The organism is Epilithonimonas arachidiradicis, from assembly GCF_003610695.1.
In the GTDB taxonomy this organism is placed as follows: domain Bacteria; phylum Bacteroidota; class Bacteroidia; order Flavobacteriales; family Weeksellaceae; genus Epilithonimonas; species Epilithonimonas arachidiradicis.
In genome coordinates this window covers 144,176-167,624 of the sequence record NZ_RAQH01000002.1, presented here as the reverse complement: position 1 = coordinate 167,624, position 23,449 = coordinate 144,176, and the positions used below count along the sequence as shown (strand labels likewise).

Genomic DNA, 23,449 nt, shown 5'->3' with positions numbered 1-23,449 from the left:
AATTAACCCTCAGTGATTTCGTCTGTGATATCTTCTACCAAAGATTTGTTGTAAAACAATTCTACCAATTCCACACTCTTATTTTGCATCTTAAGGATCTTAAAATGGTAAGGTCCGTAATCGAATTCCTGATTCTCTTCCGGGATATCCTGTAATTCATTCAAAATAAAACCGGCCAATGTATTATATTCTCCTTCTTCGGAAGGCGGGATTTTTTTGGGAAGACACTCGTTGATTTCTTCCAAAGGCTGCGTTGCTTTTACCCAATAGGTATTATCTCCAACTTTATCAACAATCTTATCTTCTTCATCTTCCTCATCCTGGATCTCGCCGACTAACTCTTCCAAAATATCTTCCAGCGTAATGATTCCTTCGGTGCCACCAAATTCATCAATAACAATCGCCATATGCTGTTTTTTGAATTGGAATACTTTCAATAAGTCTGATATTTTCTTACTCCCAACAACAAAGAAAGCTTCCCTCATCAATCCTCTCAGATCCTCGTGAGTCAGTTCGCCTTTGCTTTTTATGTATTCTCTGATAATTTCTTTCGTATAGAAAATCCCTACAATATTATCAATAGAACCCTCATAAACCGGAATACGCGAATAGCCGCTGTCCATAATCTGAGAAATGATTTCTTCCTTGTCATCCTCAATATCGATAGAAGAAATATTTTGCCTCGTGATCATAATCTGCTTGGCATTATGATCTGTAAAATCAAATGCATTCTTGATGATCTCATAATTTTCTTCTTCGATTTCTCCACTGTCTGCGGATTGTTTTACCAACAACTGCAATTCTTCTGTAGAGTGAATATCGTGCTCCGAAGCTGGATGAATTTTGATAATTCTCAAAAACCCGTTAGATAATGAATTCATTAACCAAATAAATGGGCGGAAGACATTATAAAATAGATGCAAAGGATATGCAATGAACAAGGTTGTCGATTCCGATTTTCTAATCGCAATCGATTTTGGCACTAATTCTCCAAATACAATGTGCATCACTGTAATCAACAAGAAGCTGCAAACGACTGAAATAGTTGTAACCGTAGTTTGAGCCAACTCAATATTCAATGAATGAAAAATAGATTCTATAATATGATGCAGAGCACTCTCTCCTACCCAACCAAGGGCAAGTGATGCCAACGTAATTCCTAACTGGGTTGCTGACAGATAAGCATCAAGATTTTTGATAATATTTTCGGCTTGTTTTGCCATTGTGTTCCCTTCTGCAGCTTTGAGCTGGATCTGGGAGTATCGTACTTTAACGATTGAGAATTCGGCGGCTACGAAAAAGCCATTCAGAAGAACTAAAAATAATGCAATGAGAAGTTTGACTAAACTATCGGGGTCCATTTAATGTTGTTATATACAATATCTACAAAGATAGATATTTTTTTTAATTTGAATTTGTACTGAGTATTAAGTCTGGAAAATTGACTTGAAACATAGAATTACAGCAGCCCGACTTGAACGGAGCTCATTTTTGTAGCTGGAAAGCGAAGGCAAAAAATAGCGGGAGTGGAAGGCGGAAATAGCTGCCCAAATAAAAATAATTGAATATCAAATTACCCAAAATAATAAAAAGCACTGAAGTTTGACCTCCAATGCTTTTTATAACTAACTACTAACTTTAACTTATCTTTATTAACTGTTCTTAAGCGCTTCTGCTCCGGAAACAATTTCTAATATTTCGTTGGTGATGGCTGCCTGTCTTGCTTTGTTATAGAAAATCTTAAGGTCATTTCTAAGTGCCTCTGCATTATCGGTCGCCTTATGCATCGCTGTCATCCTTGCTCCGTGTTCTGATGCTACGGAATCTAAGACAGCTTTGAAAATCTGAGTTTTAATCGATTTTGGAATCAATGTTTCCAAAATTTCTTGTCTTCCTGGTTCGAAGATGTAATCTACATTAACATCTGAACCCGCTTTCTCTGCGGAAACTGCAATTGGTAAAACTTGCTCAGTTACTACTTCCTGAGTAGCGGCGTTGATGAACTTGTTATAAACAACGTAAACTTTGTCAAACTTTCCAGCTTTGAAATCTGACATCACTTTACTTGTCATATTTGAAACGTGGTCGAAAGAAAGATTGTCAAACAAAGAACTGTGGTTTTCGTAAACAGTTTTGTTTTTTCTAAGTGCATCAAAAGCTTTCTTACCGATAGTCAAAACTTCTACTTCTACATTTTCGTTAGCAGAGAACTGAGTGTTCAATTCTTTGATAACAGAAGAGTTGAAAGCTCCAGCCAAACCTCTGTTGGAAGTCACCGTAATGAAAAGCACTTTTTTAACTTCTCTTTCTATAGCGAATTCTGAGATGTTCTCAGCATCAGAAGCAGCACTTACGTTCTCTATAATCTCCTGAAGTTTTTCTGAGTAAGGTCTCAGCATTACGATTGCGTCTTGTGCTTTCTTCAGTTTCGCCGCGGAAACCATTTTCATAGCACTTGTAATCTGCATCGTAGAAGATATAGATGAAATCCTGCCTCGTATTTCTTTTAAGTTTGCCATTCTTTAGTTCAAAGATTATTGTTTAAAAGTTCAAGGTTTCAAAACCAATCGTTCTGAATCCTTGAACATTGAACTTTTTTAGTTGTATTTCGCAGAAAGTTCTGTTGCAACCTGCTTCAAAACACCAGTTAATTGGTCATCAATTTTACCGGCTTTAAGAGCTGCCATCACTTCCGGATGTTTGTTTCTTAGGAAATCCACATATTCTACCTGGAATTCTTTTACCTTTCTGATTGGGATATTTCTCAATAGGTTCTCAGTTCCTGCATAGATCATCGCCACTTGGCTTTCTACCGGAAGTGGAGAGTTAACCGGCTGCTTCAAAAGTTCCACGTTTCTTTCTCCTTTTGAGATAACTGCCAATGTAGCAGCATCCAGGTCAGAACCGAACTTCGCAAACGCTTCCAATTCTTTATATTGAGCCTGGTCTAATTTCAATGTACCAGACACTTTTTTCATTGATTTGATCTGAGCGTTACCTCCAACTCTCGATACAGAGATACCAACGTTGATCGCAGGACGAACCCCTGAGTTGAACAAGTCAGACTCCAAGAAAATCTGTCCGTCTGTAATAGAGATTACGTTTGTAGGAATATATGCAGAAACGTCACCAGCCTGAGTTTCGATGATTGGAAGTGCTGTTAATGAACCACCACCTTTAACGATTGGCTTAAGAGATTCTGGCAAATCATTCATTTGTCTTGCGATAGAATCATCAGCAATAACTTTTGCTGCTCTTTCCAATAATCTGGAGTGCAAGTAGAAAACGTCTCCTGGATAAGCCTCACGGCCCGGTGGTCTTCTCAATAGAAGAGAAAGCTCACGGTAAGCAACTGCTTGTTTTGATAAATCATCATAAACGATCAAAGCAGCACGACCAGTGTCTCTAAAATATTCTCCGATAGAAGCACCTGCCATTGCAGAATAAACCTGCATTGGAACTGGGTCAGAAGCGTTAGCTGCAACAATTACTGTATAAGCTAAAGCACCTTTATCTTCTAAAGTTTTAACGATTTGAGCTACGGTTGAAGCTTTTTGTCCAATTGCAACATATATACAATATACTGGCTGACCAGCATCATAAAATTCTTTTTGATTGATGATTGTATCGATAGCAACTACTGTTTTACCAGTTTGTCTGTCACCAATGATCAACTCTCTTTGTCCTCTTCCTACAGGAATCATAGAATCGATAGCAACGATACCAGTTTGAAGTGGCTCGGTTACCGGCTGACGGAAGATAACTCCCGGCGCTTTTCTTTCCAAAGGCATCTCGTAAAGGTCACCTTCGATAGGTCCTTTTCCATCGATTGGATTTCCCAGAGTATCAACAACTCTACCAAGCATTCCTTCTCCAACTTTGATAGAAGAGATTCTGTTAGTTCTTTTTACAGTATCGCCTTCTTTTACCATTTTGGATTCACCAAGAAGCGCCACACCTACGTTGTCTTCTTCCAGGTTAAGAACGATACCTTCTACTCCAGCTTCGAATCTTACCAATTCTCCGTACTGCACATTTTCTAAACCGTAAACACGAGCGATACCATCACCGATTGTAAGTACAGTTCCAACTTCTTCTACGTTAGATTGAGTATCGAAATTTGCTAATTGCTGCTTCAGTATCGCTGATACTTCTGCCGGATTTATTTCTGCCATTATATGGTTGTTTTTTCTTAATTAAGTTGAAATTCTTTTTTGATATTGTTCAGTTTTGTTTTAACTGAAGCATCGATTTGCTGGTCACCTACTCTCAGAATGTAACCTCCGAGAATTTCCGGTTTGATAATTGTTTCCAAATCATAGTTAGAAACATTGACCATATTAGAATCAGCAATTATTTTCTGAATATTTTGCTCTGACAATTTGCTAGCCGTAACCAAAGAGATACGTTGCGTTCCTTTGATATCTTCTACTTTATTGATGAATTCCTGAGCAATATTTTTAAGCTGAGCTTCTCTGCCTTGTTTGATAACCAATCTGATGATGTTCTTAGAAACCGAAGAAAAATTCTTAAAAATTTCCAAAGCGACAGCATCTTTTTTTCTGGCATCAATGAAAGGCGTGTTAAGAAATTGATTTAATTCCTTAGATTCAGACATAATTTTAACAACGTCCTTCATCTCAGCAAAAACCGATTCTGTCTTACCGGATTCCTGTGTGAAATCCAATAAACCTTGTGCGTATCTTTTAGCTACTTTAGATGTCAGCATCCTGATTAGTTAAGGTTAGATTTATTAAGAATATTTTCTACCAAAGCGTTGTGTGCGCCATCATTGTTCAATTTCTCTCTCAAGATATTTTCAGCGATGTTTACAGAAAGCGTTCCGATCTGGTTTTTGATATCAGCCATCGCCGCATTCTTTTCCGTTTGGATAGATTGTCTGGCTGCCTCAATCATTTTCTCGCCTTCAACTTTAGCACTGTCTTTAGCTTCGTTAACGATTTTATCCTTCATTTCTCTCGCTTCTTTCAAGATACCGTCTCTCTCGGCTCTTGCTTCGCGTAGGATTCTCTCGTTATCTTCTTTCAACTGAGCCATCTCTTGTTTAGCCAATTTTGCCTGATTAAGCGCATCAATGATAGATGTTTCTCTCTCATCGATAGATTTAAGAATTGGTTTCCACGCAAACTTTCCTAAGATGAAAAGCAATACTAAGAAAATGATGGACTGAATAATAAATAATCCTGATGAAAACTGATGAAGTAATTCCATTATATAGTGAGATTAATTTTTTAAAATTTTAAATTTAAACATTGTTGCAGCCAACCGCTACAACAATGTTTTAAGTTTTGTTTGGCTTATGATGCGAATAACGCAGCGAAAGCAACACCTTCTACTAGTGCAGCAGCAATAAGCATAGCAGTTTGGATTTTTCCAGATTGTTCTGGTTGTCTAGCGATTGCTTCAAGAGCAGCCGCACCAATTTTTCCAAGACCGATACCTACACCTAGTACAATAAGACCTGCACCAATAATTCTAGGGATTTCCATAATATATAATTTAAAAAATTGTTTTTTTTCTAATTTAATTAATGAGCGTGGTCATGCTCGTGCTCTTCCACAGCCATACCGATAAACAAAGCCGAAAGCATTGTAAAGATATAAGCCTGCAAAAACGCTACTAATACTTCCAATAAATAGATAACCAATGTCAAGAACGGAAACGCAACACCTGCAATCCAGTTTTTGAAAATGTAAATTGAACCTATTAAAGTCATTACAACGATGTGACCCGCTGTCATATTTGCGAAAAGACGTATCATCAATGCAAATGGCTTAGTCAATGTTCCTAATAATTCAATCGGCAACATAATAAACTTCATTGGAACAGGAACGCCCGGCATCCAGAAGATGTGTTTCCAATAGTCCTTTGATCCAGAGAACGTTGTAATCAAATAAGTCAAAATCGCCAAGAAGAATGTAATCGCAATGTTACCCGTTACGTTAATCCCGAAAGGCATCAAACCTAAAACATTCAGAAATAAGATGAAGAAGAATACCGTTAACAGATAACCCATAAATCTCTTATACTTGTGTCCGATGTTTGGAATCGCAATATCATCTCTCACGAAAATAATAATTGGCTCCAGAAATTTAGCAGCACCCGAAGGAATCAATGACTTTTTATAAGACCTTGCCATTCCACCGAACAAAACAATCATCAAAACCGCCACTAAGAAAATCACCAAAACACTTTTAGTAATAGACAAGTCCAAGACTCTTTTTTCAGTTGGGTGGTGAGCTTCGTCTAATGTAATTGTTCCTTTAGAATCTGTTCTGTAGATTTTTTCGTGGTGAAGCGTGTAGAATTTACCATTGCTCTCTACCGGAGAACCGTGGATAAACTCGTGACCATCCACACCCTTTGTATTACTCATAAAGAAATGAAATCCTTCATCATAAATAATCACCGGCAATGGAAACCCGATGTGATGACCATCCTTATCTACCATAATCGCTACATCATGAGCATCCAAAATGTGATGATCCACAAACTCTTTGACTTCTTTGGTAGCGCGGTCTTTTTCAGAAAGTTCAGAAGTTTCAGTTACAGGTTTACCGTGTTGATTTTCAACATTTTCATGCTGAGCAAAAGTGGTTGCACACATCAATAAACTGTAAAATAAAATTGCCGTTTTCTTTAGCATCGGTAGATTTTTTTTTCGTTTTGCAAAAATAGACTATTTTTTTTCTTTTGAAGAATATTTTTACTGTTTTTTGTCATAATTAATTAACCGGATAGCATAGTAAGTAAGCAACGCTGTCAGAACAAAATAGGGAATGATAAAATGGAACTTATAGTTTGGAATTTCCTCAAAATGAAGCTTATTTTTTATCATATACATCATCCCGAATTTCACCAGAATCAGCCCTATCACCGCCAACCCGAGAAACTGCGGAACGATTTTGTTAATGAGTACAATCAGCGTTATCATCATCATAAAGATAATGGCGAGGAACAGATAAAACTTGATAATAACCACTTCGTCAAGATGAAATGCAAATTTCCAAATTGCGAAATGTATAATAAATGTGAGAAAAAATATCACAGTGATAATAAGGTTACTTTTGTTTTGCATCGTCCTGTTCTTCTTTATTTAAAATTTCGAGTCTCTTCAAGGTTGTGTATAATGAAAGGCAAAGCCCGCTGAGACCAATCACCAAAACCAAAACATTGGAACCGGTTTCAAAATACAAATCCAACTGATGTCCGCCCCAAAAAGAAATCCCAATAATAAAAAGCATCTGAAAAATGACAGACGAATACTTTCCATATTTTCTAAGGGAATCGGAGGCGTTATTTTTTTTGTCTTCCAATTTTTGATTTTTGCAAAAGTAAGGAAAATCTGCTTTGGAGTTTTGAACGCAAAGAGCGCAAAGTTTTTTTATTTGATTATATGTTTTTAAGTTTAACAAAGGCGCTTCGCTCAACAAAGAAATACATTTAATAATCAATTGTCATTCCTTAGGAATCTAAACTTAGCTGTCGAGATTCCTGCAAAATGACAACATTGTGTTTATTATAAATGTTGTTTTTATGTGGAATCTGCAGCCCGACTTGAGCGGAAATCCTTTTTACGCAGCGCAGCGGAGTGAAAAGATTAAGAGCCCTTCGACTTCGCTCAGGATAAACTACGGGCGGATTAAGCTGCCCAAATAAATAAACGATGACTGATATGTGCTGATTGATAATTCTAGAGTATGATTCTGTAACTTTCGTTTAAATTTTCTTATTTTTGCAACCTTAAATATCTTATTAAAGTTATGTTTAACAGTTTACAAGACAAGCTAGATAAAGCGCTTCATAATATTTCCGGACGTGGAAAAATCACGGAAATCAACGTTGCAGAAACGGTAAAGGAAATCCGAAGAGCATTGGTGGATGCCGATGTAAATTACAAAGTTGCCAAAGACCTTACTAAAAGGGTTCAGGATAAAGCGATCGGAGAAAACGTTTTGACATCGCTTACACCAGGACAATTGATGACGAAAATTGTTCACGATGAATTGGTAGATTTAATGGGTGGTTCTCAAGAAGGAATCAACCTTTCTGGTAAGCCAACGGTGATTTTGATTGCCGGTCTTCAAGGTTCTGGTAAAACGACTTTCTCAGGAAAATTAGCCAACTATCTGAAACAAAAAAGAAGCAAAAAACCACTTTTGGTAGCTTGTGACATTTACAGACCTGCAGCGATTGACCAGTTGAAAGTTCTGGGAACTCAAATCAATATTGAAGTTTATACTGAAATCGACAATAAAAATCCTGTTGCGATTGCTGAGAATGCGATTAATTACGCAAAATCAAATGGATTCGATACGATCATCGTGGATACGGCTGGTCGTTTGGCGATTGATGAGCAAATGATGAACGAAATCAAGTCGGTTTATCAAACGATTAAACCAACCGAAACGCTATTCGTTGTAGATTCGATGACAGGGCAAGATGCTGTAAACACAGCTAAAGCTTTCAATGACACTTTAAATTTTGATGGTGTTGTTCTTACCAAATTGGATGGTGATACCCGTGGTGGAGCTGCGTTGACAATCCGTTCCGTAGTTGAAAAGCCAATCAAATTTATCTCTACTGGAGAAAAAATGGAAGCGCTGGATCTTTTTTATCCGGAAAGGATGGCGGACAGAATCCTTGGGATGGGAGACGTTGTTTCCTTAGTAGAAAGAGCTCAAGAACAATTTGATGAAGAGGAAGCTAAGAAACTTCATAAGAAAATTGCTAAGAATGAATTTGGTTTTGATGACTTCCTGAAGCAGATCAACCAAATCAAGAAAATGGGTAATATGAAGGATTTGATGGGGATGATTCCAGGTGTTGGGAAAGCAATCAAAGATGTGGACATCAATGATGATGCTTTCAAACACATCGAAGCGATCATCCACTCGATGACGCCTGACGAAAGAAGAAGGCCTTCTATCATTAACGTTTCCAGAAAGCAAAGAATTGCGAAAGGTGCTGGTAGAAAATTAGAAGATGTTAATGCCTTGATGAAACAGTTTGACCAGATGGGCAAAATGATGAAAATGATGCAAGGCCCTCAAGGTAAACAAATGATGCAGATGATGAGCAAAATGCCGAATATACCTGGAATGAGTGGCGGATTGTTTGGGAAGTAAAATCCTTATCTATAAATTAAAAACCGAAGTATTGAATACTTCGGTTTTTTGTTTGCTTTCTATTCTAAATTTAATGTATAAAAACCGCATTGCTGCGGTTTTTTATTTAATCTAATTAATTAGAACTTATCCCAGAATAATTTTGTTTGCTGGGTATCACCTCCAATAGCAGCAGAAGCAGCCGCTAAATTAGCTCCATTAAGATTTTGTTCTCTTACTGGATAAGTAAATCTAAATGGTACTGGTGTTTCAGTAGCAGCTGGCAATCTTAAACCAGGAGCATCATACATTCTCCAAACAGACCAAGCTTCGAAACCTCTATTGTACATTGCAATCCAGAATTGCTTTGCCAATCTTTCTTTCCATGTTCCTGGTGCTGTGTCATAATCAACATCTGTTCTGTTTAAATATGTAGTAATATCAGCTGCGGGAATACCCCAATATTCCATACTGGCAGTAATACCTTGCGTATAATAAGCTGCAGCTGTAGAACCAACATTATAATTTCTTTCCTTAGCTTCAGATAGTAAAAAAGAAATTTCAGAATAATCCATTAAATCACCTTTCAAAGTTCGAGTGAAGAAAACCTTACCAATGTTTGTATAATCCGTATAAGTATTAAAATCTCCATATACTCCACCAACATAAGGTGTTTTGTTGTCATCAAAGAATACTGGTCGTCTAGGATCTTCAAGATCATTCAAATAATCTACAAAGGTATCAGCTGGTACAAAATCTTGTCTTCCGCTTAGAACTAAATCAGCATATAATGGATGAGCATTAGCAGTATTATTTTCATACTGTAATGTAAAATTATCATCATTAGAACTTATGAGACCCATATTATAAGCTTCTTCTGCATGCTGTCTAGATAAAGTGGGCTCTGCATCGGCTAAACGCATAGCCAATTTAAATTTTAATGAGGCTGCCAATTTTTTCCATTTAGAGATATCATTGTTATAAACAATATCTCTCTCCATTCCAGGTAAGGAAGCGTCTAATGAATTATAAGCAGTAGTTACTTTAGTAAGCAAATCCTTATAAATTGTAAGGCCATCATCATACTTAGGCGTAGTATTATTCAATCCTTGTAGAGCTTCTGAATAAGGAATATTTCCGAACAAATCAACTAATTGCTGCCAAGCATAAACCTCTACGATAGTAATCATGGCTTCTGGATTTACTTTCTCATTAGGGAAAAGCTCTTCATCTGCAGCAATTGCTTCCTTAGCTTTTTTCAAGTCATGCAAAACATTCGTATACATTAGGTTCATGTGAGTATCAGGAATACCTCTGTTTCTGATATCATAATTTGTTTCCTCTGTATACTGACATTCTGTCCATTGCTGAGCTACTAATCTAAAAATATTTCTATTTACACTAGTGTTACCCATCTGATCAAATAAGCTCTTAACACCATTAGTGAACAAGAAATTACCTGGTACCTCTATAGGGTTTTTGGGATCTACGTTTAGATTAGCATAATTCTCATCGGAACAAGCTGTTAGAGACAATGCCACTAAAGATCCTAATATTATTTTTTTCATTTTTCTAAATTTATTGTTATTAAAACTCAACCTTTAAACTCGCTCCAAATTCTCTGAAGGTTGGATGTGCACCATTTTGGAATCCAATTGCATTTCCAGCACCCAACCCAGCTTCTGGATCAGCGTAAGGAACATTTTTATGAATAATCCATAGGTTTCTTCCGATTAATGATAAAGTCATACTATCTATGAAGGACAGTCCTAAAGTTTCTTTTGGAAATCTATATGATATAGTAACATTTCTCAATTTCACAAAAGATCCATCATAGACATGCATTGCTTCTGGTCCTCCATAATAACCTAACCCATTAGTGTAGTTAGACATTTGAGTTCTTGTAGTGTTTGGAGATCCATCAGCTTTTACTCCAGGTAAAATAATACCGCCGCCATTTGCTACTGTATTTCTTACGGGATTCCCTAATTCATTTAGGCCAGCCGTTTCAGCATAAAGTCCTGTTGCAAGACCGAATGCCATATCTTGAGAGTATACATCCCCCCCTTGCTTAACATCAATTAAGAAACTTAAACTTAAATTTTTGTATCTTAAAGTATTCATAACACTTCCTCTCCAATCAGGAACAGCGTCACCAATAACCTCTTGCGGATCATCACTGATAAGGTATTTACCATTTGCTCCTACAACTCGTTCACCGTTTAGATAAACATAATTAGTTCCTCTGATGGTTCCTGTTGACTCTCCCAAAAGAGCTCCACTTGTAACATTCCACATAGAAGCGAATTCAAGGAAAGGTATATCGCCATTAATTCTTGTAACCTTTGATTTATTTTTAGACCAGTTAGCAGTTAATTCCCAAGAAAAATCCTTAGTTTTAAAAGGCACTACAGTTAATCTTGCTTCAATACCTTTATTTTCTATATCTCCAGAGTTAACCCACATACCTGTAAATCCAGATCCAGAAGAAATATCTGTAGGAGTAATCAGATCTTCAGTTTTTTGTTTGTAAACTGACAAATCGAAACTTATGCGATTTTTTAGAAATGCCATTTCTAAGCCCGCCTCTAATTCGTGCATAAACTCAGCACGCAGATTAGGATTGTTAGTTACTTGAGGTAATGAAGCTCCAAAAGCATTCCCTGCTTCGGTTGAGATGGCTGGTATAAAAGTATAAGTATTATAAAGCTGATAAGCCCCTGTATCATTACCTACCTTAGCATAATTAAATCTTACTTTCCCAAAATTCACTATATCTTTATTAGCAAACAATTCAGAGAAAACGAAACTTGTTGCCCCAGAATAGTACCAATATCTCATATTATCTGTAGGTAAGGCCGAAGATCTATCAGTTCTTACTGATCCATCAAGATATAACATTTTTTTATACCCCAAGCTTGCTTGAGCAAATAACCCATCTACACTTTTTTTAATGTCAAATTGACTTAAATTATTCTCTGTTAATGGCTCAGCCGTATTAGTTATAGAATATAAACCCGGAACTTTTAATCCTCCATTAGTTACTGCACTATTACCAACTCTTCCATTACGTCTGTAATTGAAACCAAAATTACCATTTAAGTTAAAATTATCCCCAAAATCCTTATCAACATTAAAAATAGCATCATAGTTCATTTCATAAACCCTTTGGTCTCTGAAATAATATTCGCCATTACCTCCGTTACTTAACCTTCCTTGATCGGAAGATCCAATGGCGACTCTTTCTTCTTGGAGTTCATCATATACATCGAATGTATATCTTCCCATGAAACTTAACCAATTTGTCAATTTATAATTTAACCCGAAATTACCAAAATAACGATTTCTGTTGTCTGTCTGAAAGTTTTCATATCTGTTAAAATAGAAGTTATCTGTGTAGCCAACAGCTTGGCTTTCATAATCTTTAATATTCCAAGTCAGGTTTTGACCCGTCATTAGATAAGCCTGCTTTTGTTTTTCCAAATCAACAGACATATTCCACCATTGTCTGAATCCTTGCATTGGGTTTCGAGATTCGTATCCAGTGTATATCCTACCCTTACCTCGTGTATTTGTATAGGTTATACTTCCAAATACATTTAACTTATCCGTCAAATTATAATCCGCAGTAAAATCAATTGTGTTTCTCCTAATAGACATATTTGGTAGCCCACCATCCTGATTAAAATTCGTGTAACCTAATCTAAATCTTCCGTTTTCATTACCTCCAGAAAATGCTACTGAATTTTGATAAGTGGCAGAAGGTCCCCATACTGAATTTGGATCTTTACCAGCCACCCAAGGAGTAGGTTTGAGATAACCTGGCAACTGTGGATACTGAGAGTCCCAGTTATAAACCATCATGTTAGGATTAAATGCAGTACCAAAAGAGGCATCATCATAAGTATAGACAATATTATTATCTACAGTTCCATCCCCGTTTATATCTCCACTATAAAATGAACTACCTGTGTATCCACCTCCATATTCATGTTGATATTTTGGTAATGTTGTTTTATCTACAGTTCCTAAAGTCAAGGCACTATTAAATTCTACACCGATTTTTTTTGTTCTTTTTCCTTTTTTAGTGGTAATCATAAGAACTCCGTTCATACCTCTAGAACCATACAGTGCACTAGCCGCAGCACCTTTCAATACGTTTACACTTTCGATATCATTGGGATTAAGATCAGCCATACCATTAGAATAGTCATATGATCCCTGGCCAGATTGCATTCCCGCTTGGTTATAAGTGTCATTATTAATTGGTACACCATCAACAACAACTAATACTTGGTTACTTGATGTTAAAGATTTAATTCCCCTAATAACCATATTAGTGGAACCTCCCATAGTACCTGACTGTTGAATGTTAAGACCAGCTACCTGCCCAGCTAAGGCATCAGAAACGTTAGCCACTGGAACTGAAGAAACCTGATCACCTTTTACTTCCGTAGTCGAATAACCTAAAGCTCTTTTTTCCCTTTTGATACCCAAAGCCGTAACTACTACGCCTTCAATATCTTGCGTTTTCGCTGTGTCTTGAACCGTTTGTGCAGAAACTACTGCAAAAGACGATGAAAGCACTACTGCTAATACGCTTGTTGTTAATTTTTTCATATCAAATCAAATTTTTCAATAAACAAATTTGCAAAACTTTATTAATATATCCAACATAAATTGTTAATAATTGTTAAATTCAATATGTTAAAATTTAAATTAAATTATTTAACACATAGTATCTCATTTATTTAAATCATATTTATTAATAAAATTCACTCTATCATAAGTGTTAAAAAAAGCCCCAAAATTCATTGGGGCTTTTTAAAAATTTTTATTAGTTATGTTAATAACCAGTATTCTGCTGACCTCTAATTCCAGGATTGGCATTAATCTCAGCTAATGGAATAGGTAAAGTATATTTATAACTATCATTTGGGAGATTAGTAACAGCAATATCATCATCAGTCTGATTTCTATCCATTGTAACTCCTGCTTTATTAGCTAATCTTTTTAAGTCGATATATCTATGTCCCTCCAAAGCAAGTTCAACACGTCTTTCCTTAAGGATATCCTGATAAGCAATTTGAGTATTAGTATAAGTGGGGGTTGTAGCAGTTCCTTTATAGTTTCTAGCTACTCTAACCTGCTGAATATATCCAGCAGCCGTCCCAAGTTGATTTTCTTCTACAGCCGCTTCCGCTAGTATAAAATACATTTCAGACAATCTAAAAATTTTCAAATCATTTCTTACTGCCGCACTTGTCTTACCTGGATATTTATCAACTACCAATACGTCTGTAGATCTTGGATTTGAACTTGTAAGATAATTAGGATCAATTTTTGAAGATGGATCTAAATAAGCAAAACGTCTTATATCTCCATCTGTATTATAAAAGATATTAAATAAATTCCTTCCCCAGTTCCACATTGGTGAACCTGTAGCTGTAGAAGTATTTGTATTAAATCTAGCACCAATATTTAATCCTCCACTACCAACTGGTCTTCCCAACGAAAAAATAATTTCCCCTCGACTAGTATCATTCCATAGGTTTCTATATGGATTGAAAGATGCTCCCAAACCATTAGCTCCTCCATAGAATGCATTATTCCATACTGTAGTTTGCGACACTGCAGGATTATTAACAGGCTCTGTTAAAGCTCCAGACGCTGCATTAGCAATAGGATTAGCAACTGTTAGACTTAATCCTGAATTAGCTATAACATCTTGAGCATATTGTTTTGCCAAATCATACTTGCCTCTATAAAGATTCATCCTTGCAGATAAAGCATTCACAAATCCACGATCTACTGTATATAGTGGTGAAGTACTTGTTGTATAATTAAGACGGGTTCTAGCAAAGTCCAAATCAGCATTGATAAAATCAAAAGTCTGGGCATTAGTTGCTCTAGGTAAATTAATCGCTAACGGATCCGCAGGAACAAAATCAAAAATCAAGACACCTAATCCATTATCATTTTTCATATCTTCCGAGAAAAATGTTTGAAGTTGAAGCAAACAGTATGCTCTAATAGCTCTTGCTTGAGCAAGAATTGTATTATACTGTGTTGTTTCTGCAGCTGTAGTAGGAGTTACACTCTCTGCTCCTTTTATTAATCTGTTCACACGATTTATAACCCTGTAGTGAGAATACCAGATACTTTCAACCAAGGTTGTAGAAGGATCCAGAATATATCTGTGAAGTCCAAATTCTTGTCCTCCACTACCTATTCCTGGCTTTACTTCATCTGTAAGTACAGCAGTAACATAAATTTCATAATTTGGTTCTAACAAATTCATTACAGAACCATTGAAATATGTATTCATATTATTCACAGATACAAAAATATCTTCTTCCTGTATAATTTCAGGCTGGACCATATCCAATGCATCTTGACAGCTATTAACAACTAATGTTGAGACTGCTAAACTTCCTAGTAAAAATATACTTTTTATTGTTCTTTTCATATTTAATTAATTAAAATTCAACATTAAACCCAACAGAAACTGTCTTAGCGTTAGGGAAGATATTGAGTGAATATCTGTTCATTGGTTCAGGATCATAACCTTTCCAATCTGACCAAGTGATTAAATTTTCAGCTTGAGCAAAAATTTTGAATCCACTAATTGGAAGATTACCTAACTGGTTTCTGGTAAAACTATAACCTAATGAAATATTTTTTAGCCTGATGAAATCTGATCTATATAAGAATCTGTCCGATTGACCTTCTCTTCCTATATTTGAAGCTGAAAGACTAGGTACATTAGCCGAAGTATTAGTTGGTGTCCAGGCATTTAACAAATCCGCAGAAACATTATAATTCGCTCCAGCATATGCAGGAGTCATTTGCCATTGATAGAAGTTATCATATATCCATCCACCTTGTTGAAAAGAGAACAATGTGTCTAAGAAAAATCCATTATATTCAGCATTAAAACCAAAACCTCCAGTAAATTTAGGTAGGTATGATTTCCCGGTTAATCTTCTGTCTTCTGCGACTGGGGTTTCAGTAATTGCTCCATTAATATCAAGAAATTGCTGATTACCATTAGCCGAATTTACACCAATGTAAGGATAAAGATGCCATTGATAAGCAGGACCACCCACAACATTTACAAAATCTCCTGTTGTATCTTCTCTATCAAGGGATATAATTTCGTTTTTGTTATAAGCTCCATTAACAAAAACTGAAAATTTTACGTTATCGTTATTTATTACATTGAAGCGTAATAAAGCTTCAATTCCTTTGTTCTCCATTTCTCCATTATTACCACGAATAAATTTAGTTGTTGTATTTATTGTAGATGGAGGTCCTGCAGGGGCTGAAACAACTAAATCATTGAACATTCTGCTAGTCACTTTTCTATATACATCAATATTACCCTCTACAAATTTATATGCAAAATCCAAACCAGCATTATATTGAGTTACTTTTTCCCATCTTAGTTGCGTATTACTCAAATTACTCATAAGATATCCCGGTAACCCCATGAATGAGCTAGCAGTTAATGTTGTCCCATAATAATCTAAATAGTTTGAAGCATTAAGAGTAAGTGGGTTAGTATTATCTGCCGGCACTCCTAAATTCTGATTACCGGTTGTACCTGCAGAAAATCGTAATTTTAACATTCTAAAATTAGTATTTTCCATAAAGGATTCCTTGTCAATATTCCATCTTGCTGATGCTGACCAGAATGTCTCCCATCTATTTGCAGGTAAAAATCTATAAGAACCATCTCTCCTAACTACTCCAGCAATACCGTATTTACCATCATAGTCATAATCCAAAGTTCCAAAGTAAGCTAAGGTTCCTCCATTAATTTGTCTACCCGAAACTGCAGGAAGATATAATGTTGGCGTAGCAGTATTAAATGGAACATAACCGGTACCTGCGCCAAACTTCCAGTTAATAGGATCTAATCCGTTTTGAGTTTGTTGTTTGAACTGCCAATGAACTTTTAGATAATCCATATAAGCCGCTGCAGTTAGGGTATGTAATCCAAAAGACTTATTAAAAGTAATATTTGTAACGTTACTAAATGTGAGATCACTTGTATTATTCATTGTCTCTGATCCTCCATAGGGAATTCCTGAAGGGACAGCAACTGCTAAGGATAAAAATCCATTAGGATCTCTCGCTAACACTCTATCAGAGTTTTTGTAATCTACACCTACTTTATTTCCAATACTTAAATAGTCTGTTAATTTATAATTTAGATTAAGATTTGCTAATACACCCATCTCTGTAAAACGGTTTCTTATACCTCCGTTAATAATATCTGAAAGAACAAGGGCATTATTCCCCGCCGTGTTTGTACCTATAGCAGCAAATAAACCTCTACCATTAGCATATCTATAAGGAGAAATTGTAGGACGTCCCATTAATGATCCGAAAAGTGGATTCTGAACAACATTAGCATTAATAGCAGTATTCGTTTCTTCATCAAACTGATGTCTTCTAGAGTAAGAAGCTGCTAATTGTGAGTTATAAGTAAATCTTCCATTAGAAGACTTTCCAGTAATATTATTCCTAAATGTAAATCTTTTGAAATCAGTACTTTTCATAATACCTTCTACATCTTGATATCCTAAAGAAGAATATACTGCGACATTCTCTCCACCAAATCTAAAACCAAGATTATGAGACTGGCTCATACCAGTTTGGAAAAATTCTTTTCCCCAATCTGTATCAGCTCCAGCCCAATTATCAATTTGAGCTTGAGTCAAAAGATTTCCCTCACCTGCACCATAATTCTTCTGAATTTGTAAAAATTCTTTTGCATTTGCCGTATTATAACTAGGCTTAGGAAATGTTGAAAAAGATGAAAGTGCATTATAATTAATCTTTAATCCCGAGTTATATCTGGCATTTTTTGTATTAATTACTACAACCCCATTTGCTCCCCTGTTTCCATATACAGCTGTAGCCTGTGCATCTTTTAAAACACTCACAGATGCAATATCTTCAGCATTAAGGTTTCTAAACTGTGTTCCACTAGAAATCAGCCCATCTATTACGTATAAAGGATCAGTTGATGCGTTTAAAGAACTTAATCCTCTGATCAAAATATTAAACTTTCCTGAACCTGGTGAACCAGACATAGAGTTGACGGTTATACCAGGAGCAGCACCTTGTAAGGAATTTAAAAATGATACGTTAGGGCGATTTTCTAAAGTTTCCGCACCCACTGTAGTAACTGCTTCATTCGACTTTGCCTTAGTCGTGGTTCTACTATAACCTAAAACAACGACTTCTGCAATCGATTTTTCAGTTGGGACAGTGTCATTTTTAACATTTTGAGCCAAAGCTTGTCCTGTAAAAAATAATGCGCCAATACCTGAAAAGATTTTTAATTTCACATTCATTTTAACAAAATTTTATATTTGAGTGACAAATATGTTAATTTTTTTTGAAACAAAAAATTAAAATTCGATTAAAATCACATGAAATAATTTTTTTAATTGAGTAAATTAGTCAATATTACTAAATCTTTCTCATTTTCTAACTTTAGTTTTCGGTCCTTCAATATTTTTTTTATATCTCTTTGTGGAAAAAATGTTACTAAATCATTTTCTTTTTTTATCGGAAGCAATTGAGAATCCTTATAGAAGAAATAAGTTGGTTTTAATTCTATAAATTTCGCAGGCTGGGGGGTAGCATAACTGCTTTGCGCTGGTTGTTCATCAATAAACCTTATTGCATTTTTTCTTAATAGCTTTATATCGCCATCAGACAAAACATAAAAATATCCTTTTTGTGTATTATCTACAACATACATTAGCATTTCATTTGAATCAAGAAATTTAATATGTGAATAAGCTTTTTCCTTTGGAAGAGATTGGACTTTTTCATTTAATTTTATTTCAATTTCATCTGTATATGCGTTATAACGTGCTGGGATAATATCTGCAAATTCGCCAATTTTTATTTTTTTATAATCCTTATACATATAGGGTGTACCTTGGATATCTGAATAATTTAGTACTTTACCGCCGGTTATAGAATTAACTTTATTAAAATCGACAGTTGTTGGAAGCCCACTAGAGTTTATTACATTACTACTTTGTTGAGCAGAAAGTAGAATAGAAAATGTAGTAATAATTGTTGTCAAATATATTTTCATGATATTTTTTTAATATTCAAATATCGTAAAAATAGAATTATATAAGCTAAAAAAAATATATTTTAGTAATTTTACAAGTTGATTTTTCAAATGCCATTAATACAAAATTTTTCACAAACCCTCATAGAAGCCGGTTGCGATGAAGTGGGCAGAGGCTGTTTAGCCGGGCCTGTCGTGGCTGCAGCTGTAATAGTAGATAAAAATTTTAAGCAAAATTTAGTTAATGATTCTAAAACGTTAAATTTCAAAGCCAGACAGAATCTTGACCTATATATCCGTGAAAATGCGGTTGATTTTGCTATTGCGGAACTATCTCCGGCATTTATTGACGAACATAATATTTTAAATGCCAGCCTGCACGCCATGCATCGTGCGCTTGATCAGCTTAATATGAGACCCGAATTAATTTTGGTAGATGGCAACAAGTTTCATCCTTATAATTACATTCCGCATCATTGTATAATCAAAGGGGACAGCAAGTATCTTTCAATTGCTGCAGCTTCGATTTTAGCTAAAAACTACCGTGATAATCTGATGATAAAACTTCACGATGAATTTCCGGATTACGGTTGGAATACCAATTTCGGTTATTGTACCAAAACACATCAAAAGGCTTTGAAAAAATTTGGCCCGAATATCCATCACAGAAAATCATTCCGTTTAGAATACGATGTTGATATTTGATGAAGTAAAAAAAAAACACAAAAGAAAAATTTAATCGATATTTTAAAGCAAAATAATTATTTTTAGTTTAATAAAATCAAAAACCTTTACATCGAACAAAGGACGAACATAGGATATACAAAGGACGAACAAACCCAAGTTAAAAATTTTCACACCGGCTTTTCCGCTCTCCAACTCTCCCAACCTATCATTCCACATACACCTTGCAACCTGTAAGCAATTTTCTTACATTTGTTTACTATGCAAAATACTTATTCTGTTATCAACGCATCTGCTGGCTCCGGTAAAACTTACACGCTCGTTCAGAGATTGTTGATGATCTGTCTCAGATTTCCCAATCAATCGGATGCAATCAGAACTATTATTGCATTAACGTTTACGAACAAAGCCGCCAACGAAATGAAGGAAAGAATCCTTTTCTATCTTGGTGAGTTTGTAAAAGAAAACTATTCCGAAAATCAAGACCTCATAAATATTCAAAAAGCACTTGCAGAACAAGGCTACCGAATCACATTAGATGATTTGAGACACCGTTCCCAGAAAGTTCTCGATTATATTTTACACCACTACTCTACGCTTAACATCGGAACGATTGATAAGTTCAACTCCCGCTTGGTAAAGAGTTTTTCTTATGAATTAGGATTGGCTCAGAACTTCAATCTGGAAATCCAGCCGGAACCTTATTTGATAGAAGCAGTGGACAAGATGCTGGACGAGATTGGTGAAGAACAAACTGTTTCCGAAGCGTTTATGGATTTTGTCAATTACAATCTGGACAATAATGAGCGGGTCAATCTGAATCAAACCCTTTATAATTCGGCGAAGAAATTTGTGAATGATATTCATTACCAGCCTTTGCAGGATAATAAAGATTTTGAATGGCAGGCTTATGAAAACAAGAAAAATGAGTTGCGGAAAAAAATCAGTGATAACAGAATCCAATCCTCGCAACTTGCGACACAAGCTTTAGAATTAATAAAAACCCGAGGAATTGATATTGAAGATTTTGCCCAAGGTAAGAATGGTTTAGGAGGATTTTTCCAAAAAGTTCAGGATTTTTATAATAAAAAAAGAGATGGATTTCCTTTTCCCTCCAACGAAGATTCAACATTGACAACTTATTTCAAAGGAGCCGCCGCAAAATCAAAACATAAACAAAGTGACATCGAGGAAATCCTGCCGCAACTTATTTCCTGGCGAAAAGATATTATCAACCTTTATATCGATTCTCAGAAAAAAGAAAAAATCCTGGAAGCGATTCTGCCTTTGAAAGTCAACGCCGACATCCAGAAAAAGCTATTGGAAATCGAAGAAGAAAATGATTTGGTTTTGCTTTCGAAATTTAACATTATCATTAATGAAAATCTTCGGAATGAACCTTCTGCATTCATTTATGAGAAAGTAGGAACGCAGTTTCAGCATTATTTTTTTGATGAGTTTCAGGATACTTCGGCAATGCAATGGCAGAATTTTTTACCACTTAGGGATAACAGCATTACTTCGGACAATACGAGTTTTACGATTGTCGGCGACCCGAAACAGAGTATCTACCGATTCCGCGGTGGCGAAAGTGAACTGATGCTGAATATTATTAATCAAAAAGAGATCACTCCAAAATTTGCAACCGCTGAACACCTCAGATTCAATTGGCGAAGCGCTAAGAATATTGTCGACTTCAATAATCGGTTGTATGATTTTATGTCTCAGGCTTTGAATAATGAGCATCAAAAAATCTTTGGTGAAAATGCTGTTCAGGAAGCACAATCCAACCTGGAAGGTCGAGTCAAAGTCCATCTTTTGGAAAACTCGGTGAAATCTGTTTTTTATGAAGAATCTGCTGAGAAAATGCGCAATGACATCCAGGAATGTCTGGATAATGGATTCTCATTTTCAGACATCACAATTCTTTGCCGAGGAAATAATGATATTTTCAATTATTCCCAACTATTAGGAAATCTGAAAGTCCAATACAATGGAAAAGAAACCCATATCAAAACCATTTCTGAGAAAGGATTGACATTGGATTTATCTTTTACAATCAAAGCTTTGATTGAATATTTGAAGTGGGAAATCACACCGAAGAATCGTCAGTTTCTGGTTAAAATGATGTACTTTCTGAATGTTTCCGGCAGAATCACAATGACAGATTTCACCTCTGAAATCAAAACCATTTTAAACCTGGAATCGAAGTCAGAAATCGAAAATTATATCGATTCTCATTATCATATTAAATTGATCCAAAATGATGTTCCGCAACTGAATCTTTATAATTTCATCGAATACTACATTCAGGAATTTTCGGTTGAAAATAAGGAAACAGATTTCCTTCTTAACTTTCTGGAAATGCTTTTCAATTACACGCAAAATGCTGGTGCTACATTGAAAGAATTCCTGAAATTCTGGGATGACGAAGCTTCGAAAATCAGCATCCAGGCGAGTGAGAATATCGATGCCGTTCAGATTATGACCATTCACAAAGCTAAAGGTCTTGAGTTTCCTGTTGTTTTTATCCCGATGCGAAACGAAAACAGCGACAAAAAATTCTCCGAATGGTACAACCTCAACAGTGAAGATGAATTGAAAACCGTGATTTTGACTCAGTTTTCTTCCGAGCTGGAAACGTATGACGAAGGTTTGGCTCAATTCAATTTTGAAAATTCTTACCGGAATAAGATTGATCGCTTCTGCATCCAATATGTAGCAACTACAAGACCTGTGGAGCAGCTTTTCTTGTACCTGGAAAAGCCGAGCAAATCTTCTAATCATCTTGAATTATTTGATTTTGTGACAGAGTTTCAGTCGACAGAGAACGGAGAAAAATTAGATTCGTTTGATATCTTTCCTGTTAGTGACCTGGCAAAACAAAAAAGAAAGGCGAAGAAAGAATATATCTCGGAAAACATCAATTCAATTTCTCAGAAAACTGAAAAAGCATCGAATATCGAAATTGCTACGACTTCTAAAAATTATCAAAATCGCGTAGAACACGTACGTATGGGAATTTTCACGCATGAGATTTTGTCTAAAATAAAGACCAGAAAAGATGTTCCCAAAGTTCTAAACGCATATCTTCTGGAAGGTATCATTACCAATGAAGAACAAAAATCAATTTTGGAAAGGATTGAAAATGTACTTAATGATGTGAATTATTCTGTTTACTTTGAAGAGAATCTGAAAATCATCAATGAAAGAGAAATGTTTGCAACAGAAAATGAGCAATCCAAAACTTACCGTCCAGACCGCTTGATTGAAACTGAAAATGGTGTTATCATTGTAGATTTCAAAACTGGCGAAGAAAAGGCGAAAGACCAGAAACAAGTGGAAACTTATAAAAATAAGCTGGAACAATTTGGAAAGAAAGTTGTGAAGATGGATGTAATTTACATCTAACCTGTCAGAAAATGCCACGCAAGGTTGCGAAGCCCATCTAGTTTTTCCCAAAAGCTTGTCGCAGGGGTGCGGGAAGCTTCCGAGAAGTTATGAAACCTTGTTGCAGGGGTGCAGCAAGCTT

17 protein-coding genes are annotated in these 23,449 nt (G+C 35.7%); 3 read left to right on the top strand and 14 right to left on the bottom strand.

Going from position 1 to position 23,449, the window contains the following annotated elements; genetic code table 11:
• Nucleotides 1–2: 2 nt before the first annotated feature.
• The 9 genes from BXY58_RS04760 to BXY58_RS04720 form a co-directional block, all read right to left on the bottom strand.
• Complete coding sequence (locus BXY58_RS04760) at nucleotides 3–1,361, bottom strand: hemolysin family protein (RefSeq protein WP_120212681.1); 1,359 nt, start codon at nucleotides 1,359–1,361, stop codon at nucleotides 3–5.
• A 291-nt stretch (nucleotides 1,362–1,652) separates the two neighbouring features.
• The gene (gene atpG / locus BXY58_RS04755; protein ID WP_120212680.1) at nucleotides 1,653–2,519 is read right to left on the bottom strand and encodes an ATP synthase F1 subunit gamma; all 867 of its coding nucleotides are present in this window, start codon (nucleotides 2,517–2,519) and stop codon (nucleotides 1,653–1,655) included.
• Between the two features lie 78 nt (nucleotides 2,520–2,597).
• Nucleotides 2,598–4,175, bottom strand: coding sequence for a F0F1 ATP synthase subunit alpha (gene atpA, locus BXY58_RS04750; RefSeq protein WP_120212679.1), 1,578 nt, complete (start codon nucleotides 4,173–4,175; stop codon nucleotides 2,598–2,600).
• A 17-nt stretch (nucleotides 4,176–4,192) separates the two neighbouring features.
• Entirely contained in the window at nucleotides 4,193–4,729 is a 537-nt protein-coding gene (atpH, locus tag BXY58_RS04745) for an ATP synthase F1 subunit delta (protein WP_120212678.1), read from the bottom strand.
• A gap of 5 nt (nucleotides 4,730–4,734) precedes the next feature.
• Nucleotides 4,735–5,232: a F0F1 ATP synthase subunit B gene (locus BXY58_RS04740; RefSeq protein WP_120212677.1), complete on the bottom strand. Its 498-nt coding sequence runs from the start codon at nucleotides 5,230–5,232 to the stop codon at nucleotides 4,735–4,737.
• An 86-nt stretch (nucleotides 5,233–5,318) separates the two neighbouring features.
• Nucleotides 5,319–5,510, bottom strand: a complete 192-nt coding sequence (gene atpE, locus BXY58_RS04735) for an ATP synthase F0 subunit C (protein WP_027384648.1) — start codon at nucleotides 5,508–5,510, stop codon at nucleotides 5,319–5,321.
• 38 nt (nucleotides 5,511–5,548) lie between these two features.
• On the bottom strand, nucleotides 5,549–6,667 hold the full coding sequence (gene atpB, locus BXY58_RS04730) for a F0F1 ATP synthase subunit A (RefSeq protein ID WP_120212676.1): 1,119 nt from the start codon (nucleotides 6,665–6,667) through the stop codon (nucleotides 5,549–5,551).
• A gap of 60 nt (nucleotides 6,668–6,727) precedes the next feature.
• Nucleotides 6,728–7,099 (bottom strand): hypothetical protein, encoded by a 372-nt coding sequence (locus tag BXY58_RS04725; protein ID WP_120212675.1) that lies wholly within the window; start codon nucleotides 7,097–7,099, stop codon nucleotides 6,728–6,730.
• A complete protein-coding gene (locus BXY58_RS04720; protein WP_147366807.1) occupies nucleotides 7,083–7,337 on the bottom strand; it encodes an AtpZ/AtpI family protein in 255 nt (84 codons plus the stop codon). Before BXY58_RS04720 ends, BXY58_RS04725 begins: the two co-directional genes overlap by 17 nt.
• Nucleotides 7,338–7,784: 447 nt before the next feature.
• Here BXY58_RS04720 and ffh point away from each other — a divergent pair, with 447 nt between their 5' ends.
• Nucleotides 7,785–9,149: a signal recognition particle protein gene (gene ffh, locus BXY58_RS04715; RefSeq protein ID WP_120212673.1), complete on the top strand. Its 1,365-nt coding sequence runs from the start codon at nucleotides 7,785–7,787 to the stop codon at nucleotides 9,147–9,149.
• A gap of 119 nt (nucleotides 9,150–9,268) precedes the next feature.
• Here ffh and BXY58_RS04710 read toward each other — a convergent pair whose 3' ends face one another.
• From BXY58_RS04710 to BXY58_RS04690, 5 genes are all read right to left on the bottom strand, one after another.
• Complete coding sequence (locus tag BXY58_RS04710) at nucleotides 9,269–10,696, bottom strand: SusD/RagB family nutrient-binding outer membrane lipoprotein (RefSeq protein WP_120212877.1); 1,428 nt, start codon at nucleotides 10,694–10,696, stop codon at nucleotides 9,269–9,271.
• Nucleotides 10,697–10,715: 19 nt separating this feature from the next.
• The gene (locus tag BXY58_RS04705) at nucleotides 10,716–13,748 is read right to left on the bottom strand and encodes a SusC/RagA family TonB-linked outer membrane protein (protein WP_120212672.1); all 3,033 of its coding nucleotides are present in this window, start codon (nucleotides 13,746–13,748) and stop codon (nucleotides 10,716–10,718) included.
• Nucleotides 13,749–13,974: 226 nt separating this feature from the next.
• Nucleotides 13,975–15,597: a RagB/SusD family nutrient uptake outer membrane protein gene (locus tag BXY58_RS04700; RefSeq protein ID WP_120212671.1), complete on the bottom strand. Its 1,623-nt coding sequence runs from the start codon at nucleotides 15,595–15,597 to the stop codon at nucleotides 13,975–13,977.
• Between the two features lie 10 nt (nucleotides 15,598–15,607).
• Nucleotides 15,608–18,496, bottom strand: coding sequence for a SusC/RagA family TonB-linked outer membrane protein (locus tag BXY58_RS04695; RefSeq protein WP_120212670.1), 2,889 nt, complete (start codon nucleotides 18,494–18,496; stop codon nucleotides 15,608–15,610).
• Between the two features lie 92 nt (nucleotides 18,497–18,588).
• Nucleotides 18,589–19,254 carry a hypothetical protein gene (locus BXY58_RS04690; protein WP_120212669.1) on the bottom strand — a complete coding sequence of 222 codons (666 nt, stop codon included), beginning with the start codon at nucleotides 19,252–19,254 and terminating at the stop codon, nucleotides 18,589–18,591.
• Nucleotides 19,255–19,344: 90 nt separating this feature from the next.
• Between BXY58_RS04690 and BXY58_RS04685 the strand changes: the two genes are divergently transcribed.
• A complete protein-coding gene (locus BXY58_RS04685; protein WP_120212668.1) occupies nucleotides 19,345–19,938 on the top strand; it encodes a ribonuclease HII in 594 nt (197 codons plus the stop codon).
• A gap of 240 nt (nucleotides 19,939–20,178) precedes the next feature.
• The gene (locus tag BXY58_RS04680; RefSeq protein ID WP_120212667.1) at nucleotides 20,179–23,328 is read left to right on the top strand and encodes a UvrD-helicase domain-containing protein; all 3,150 of its coding nucleotides are present in this window, start codon (nucleotides 20,179–20,181) and stop codon (nucleotides 23,326–23,328) included.
• Nucleotides 23,329–23,449: the final 121 nt, after the last annotated feature.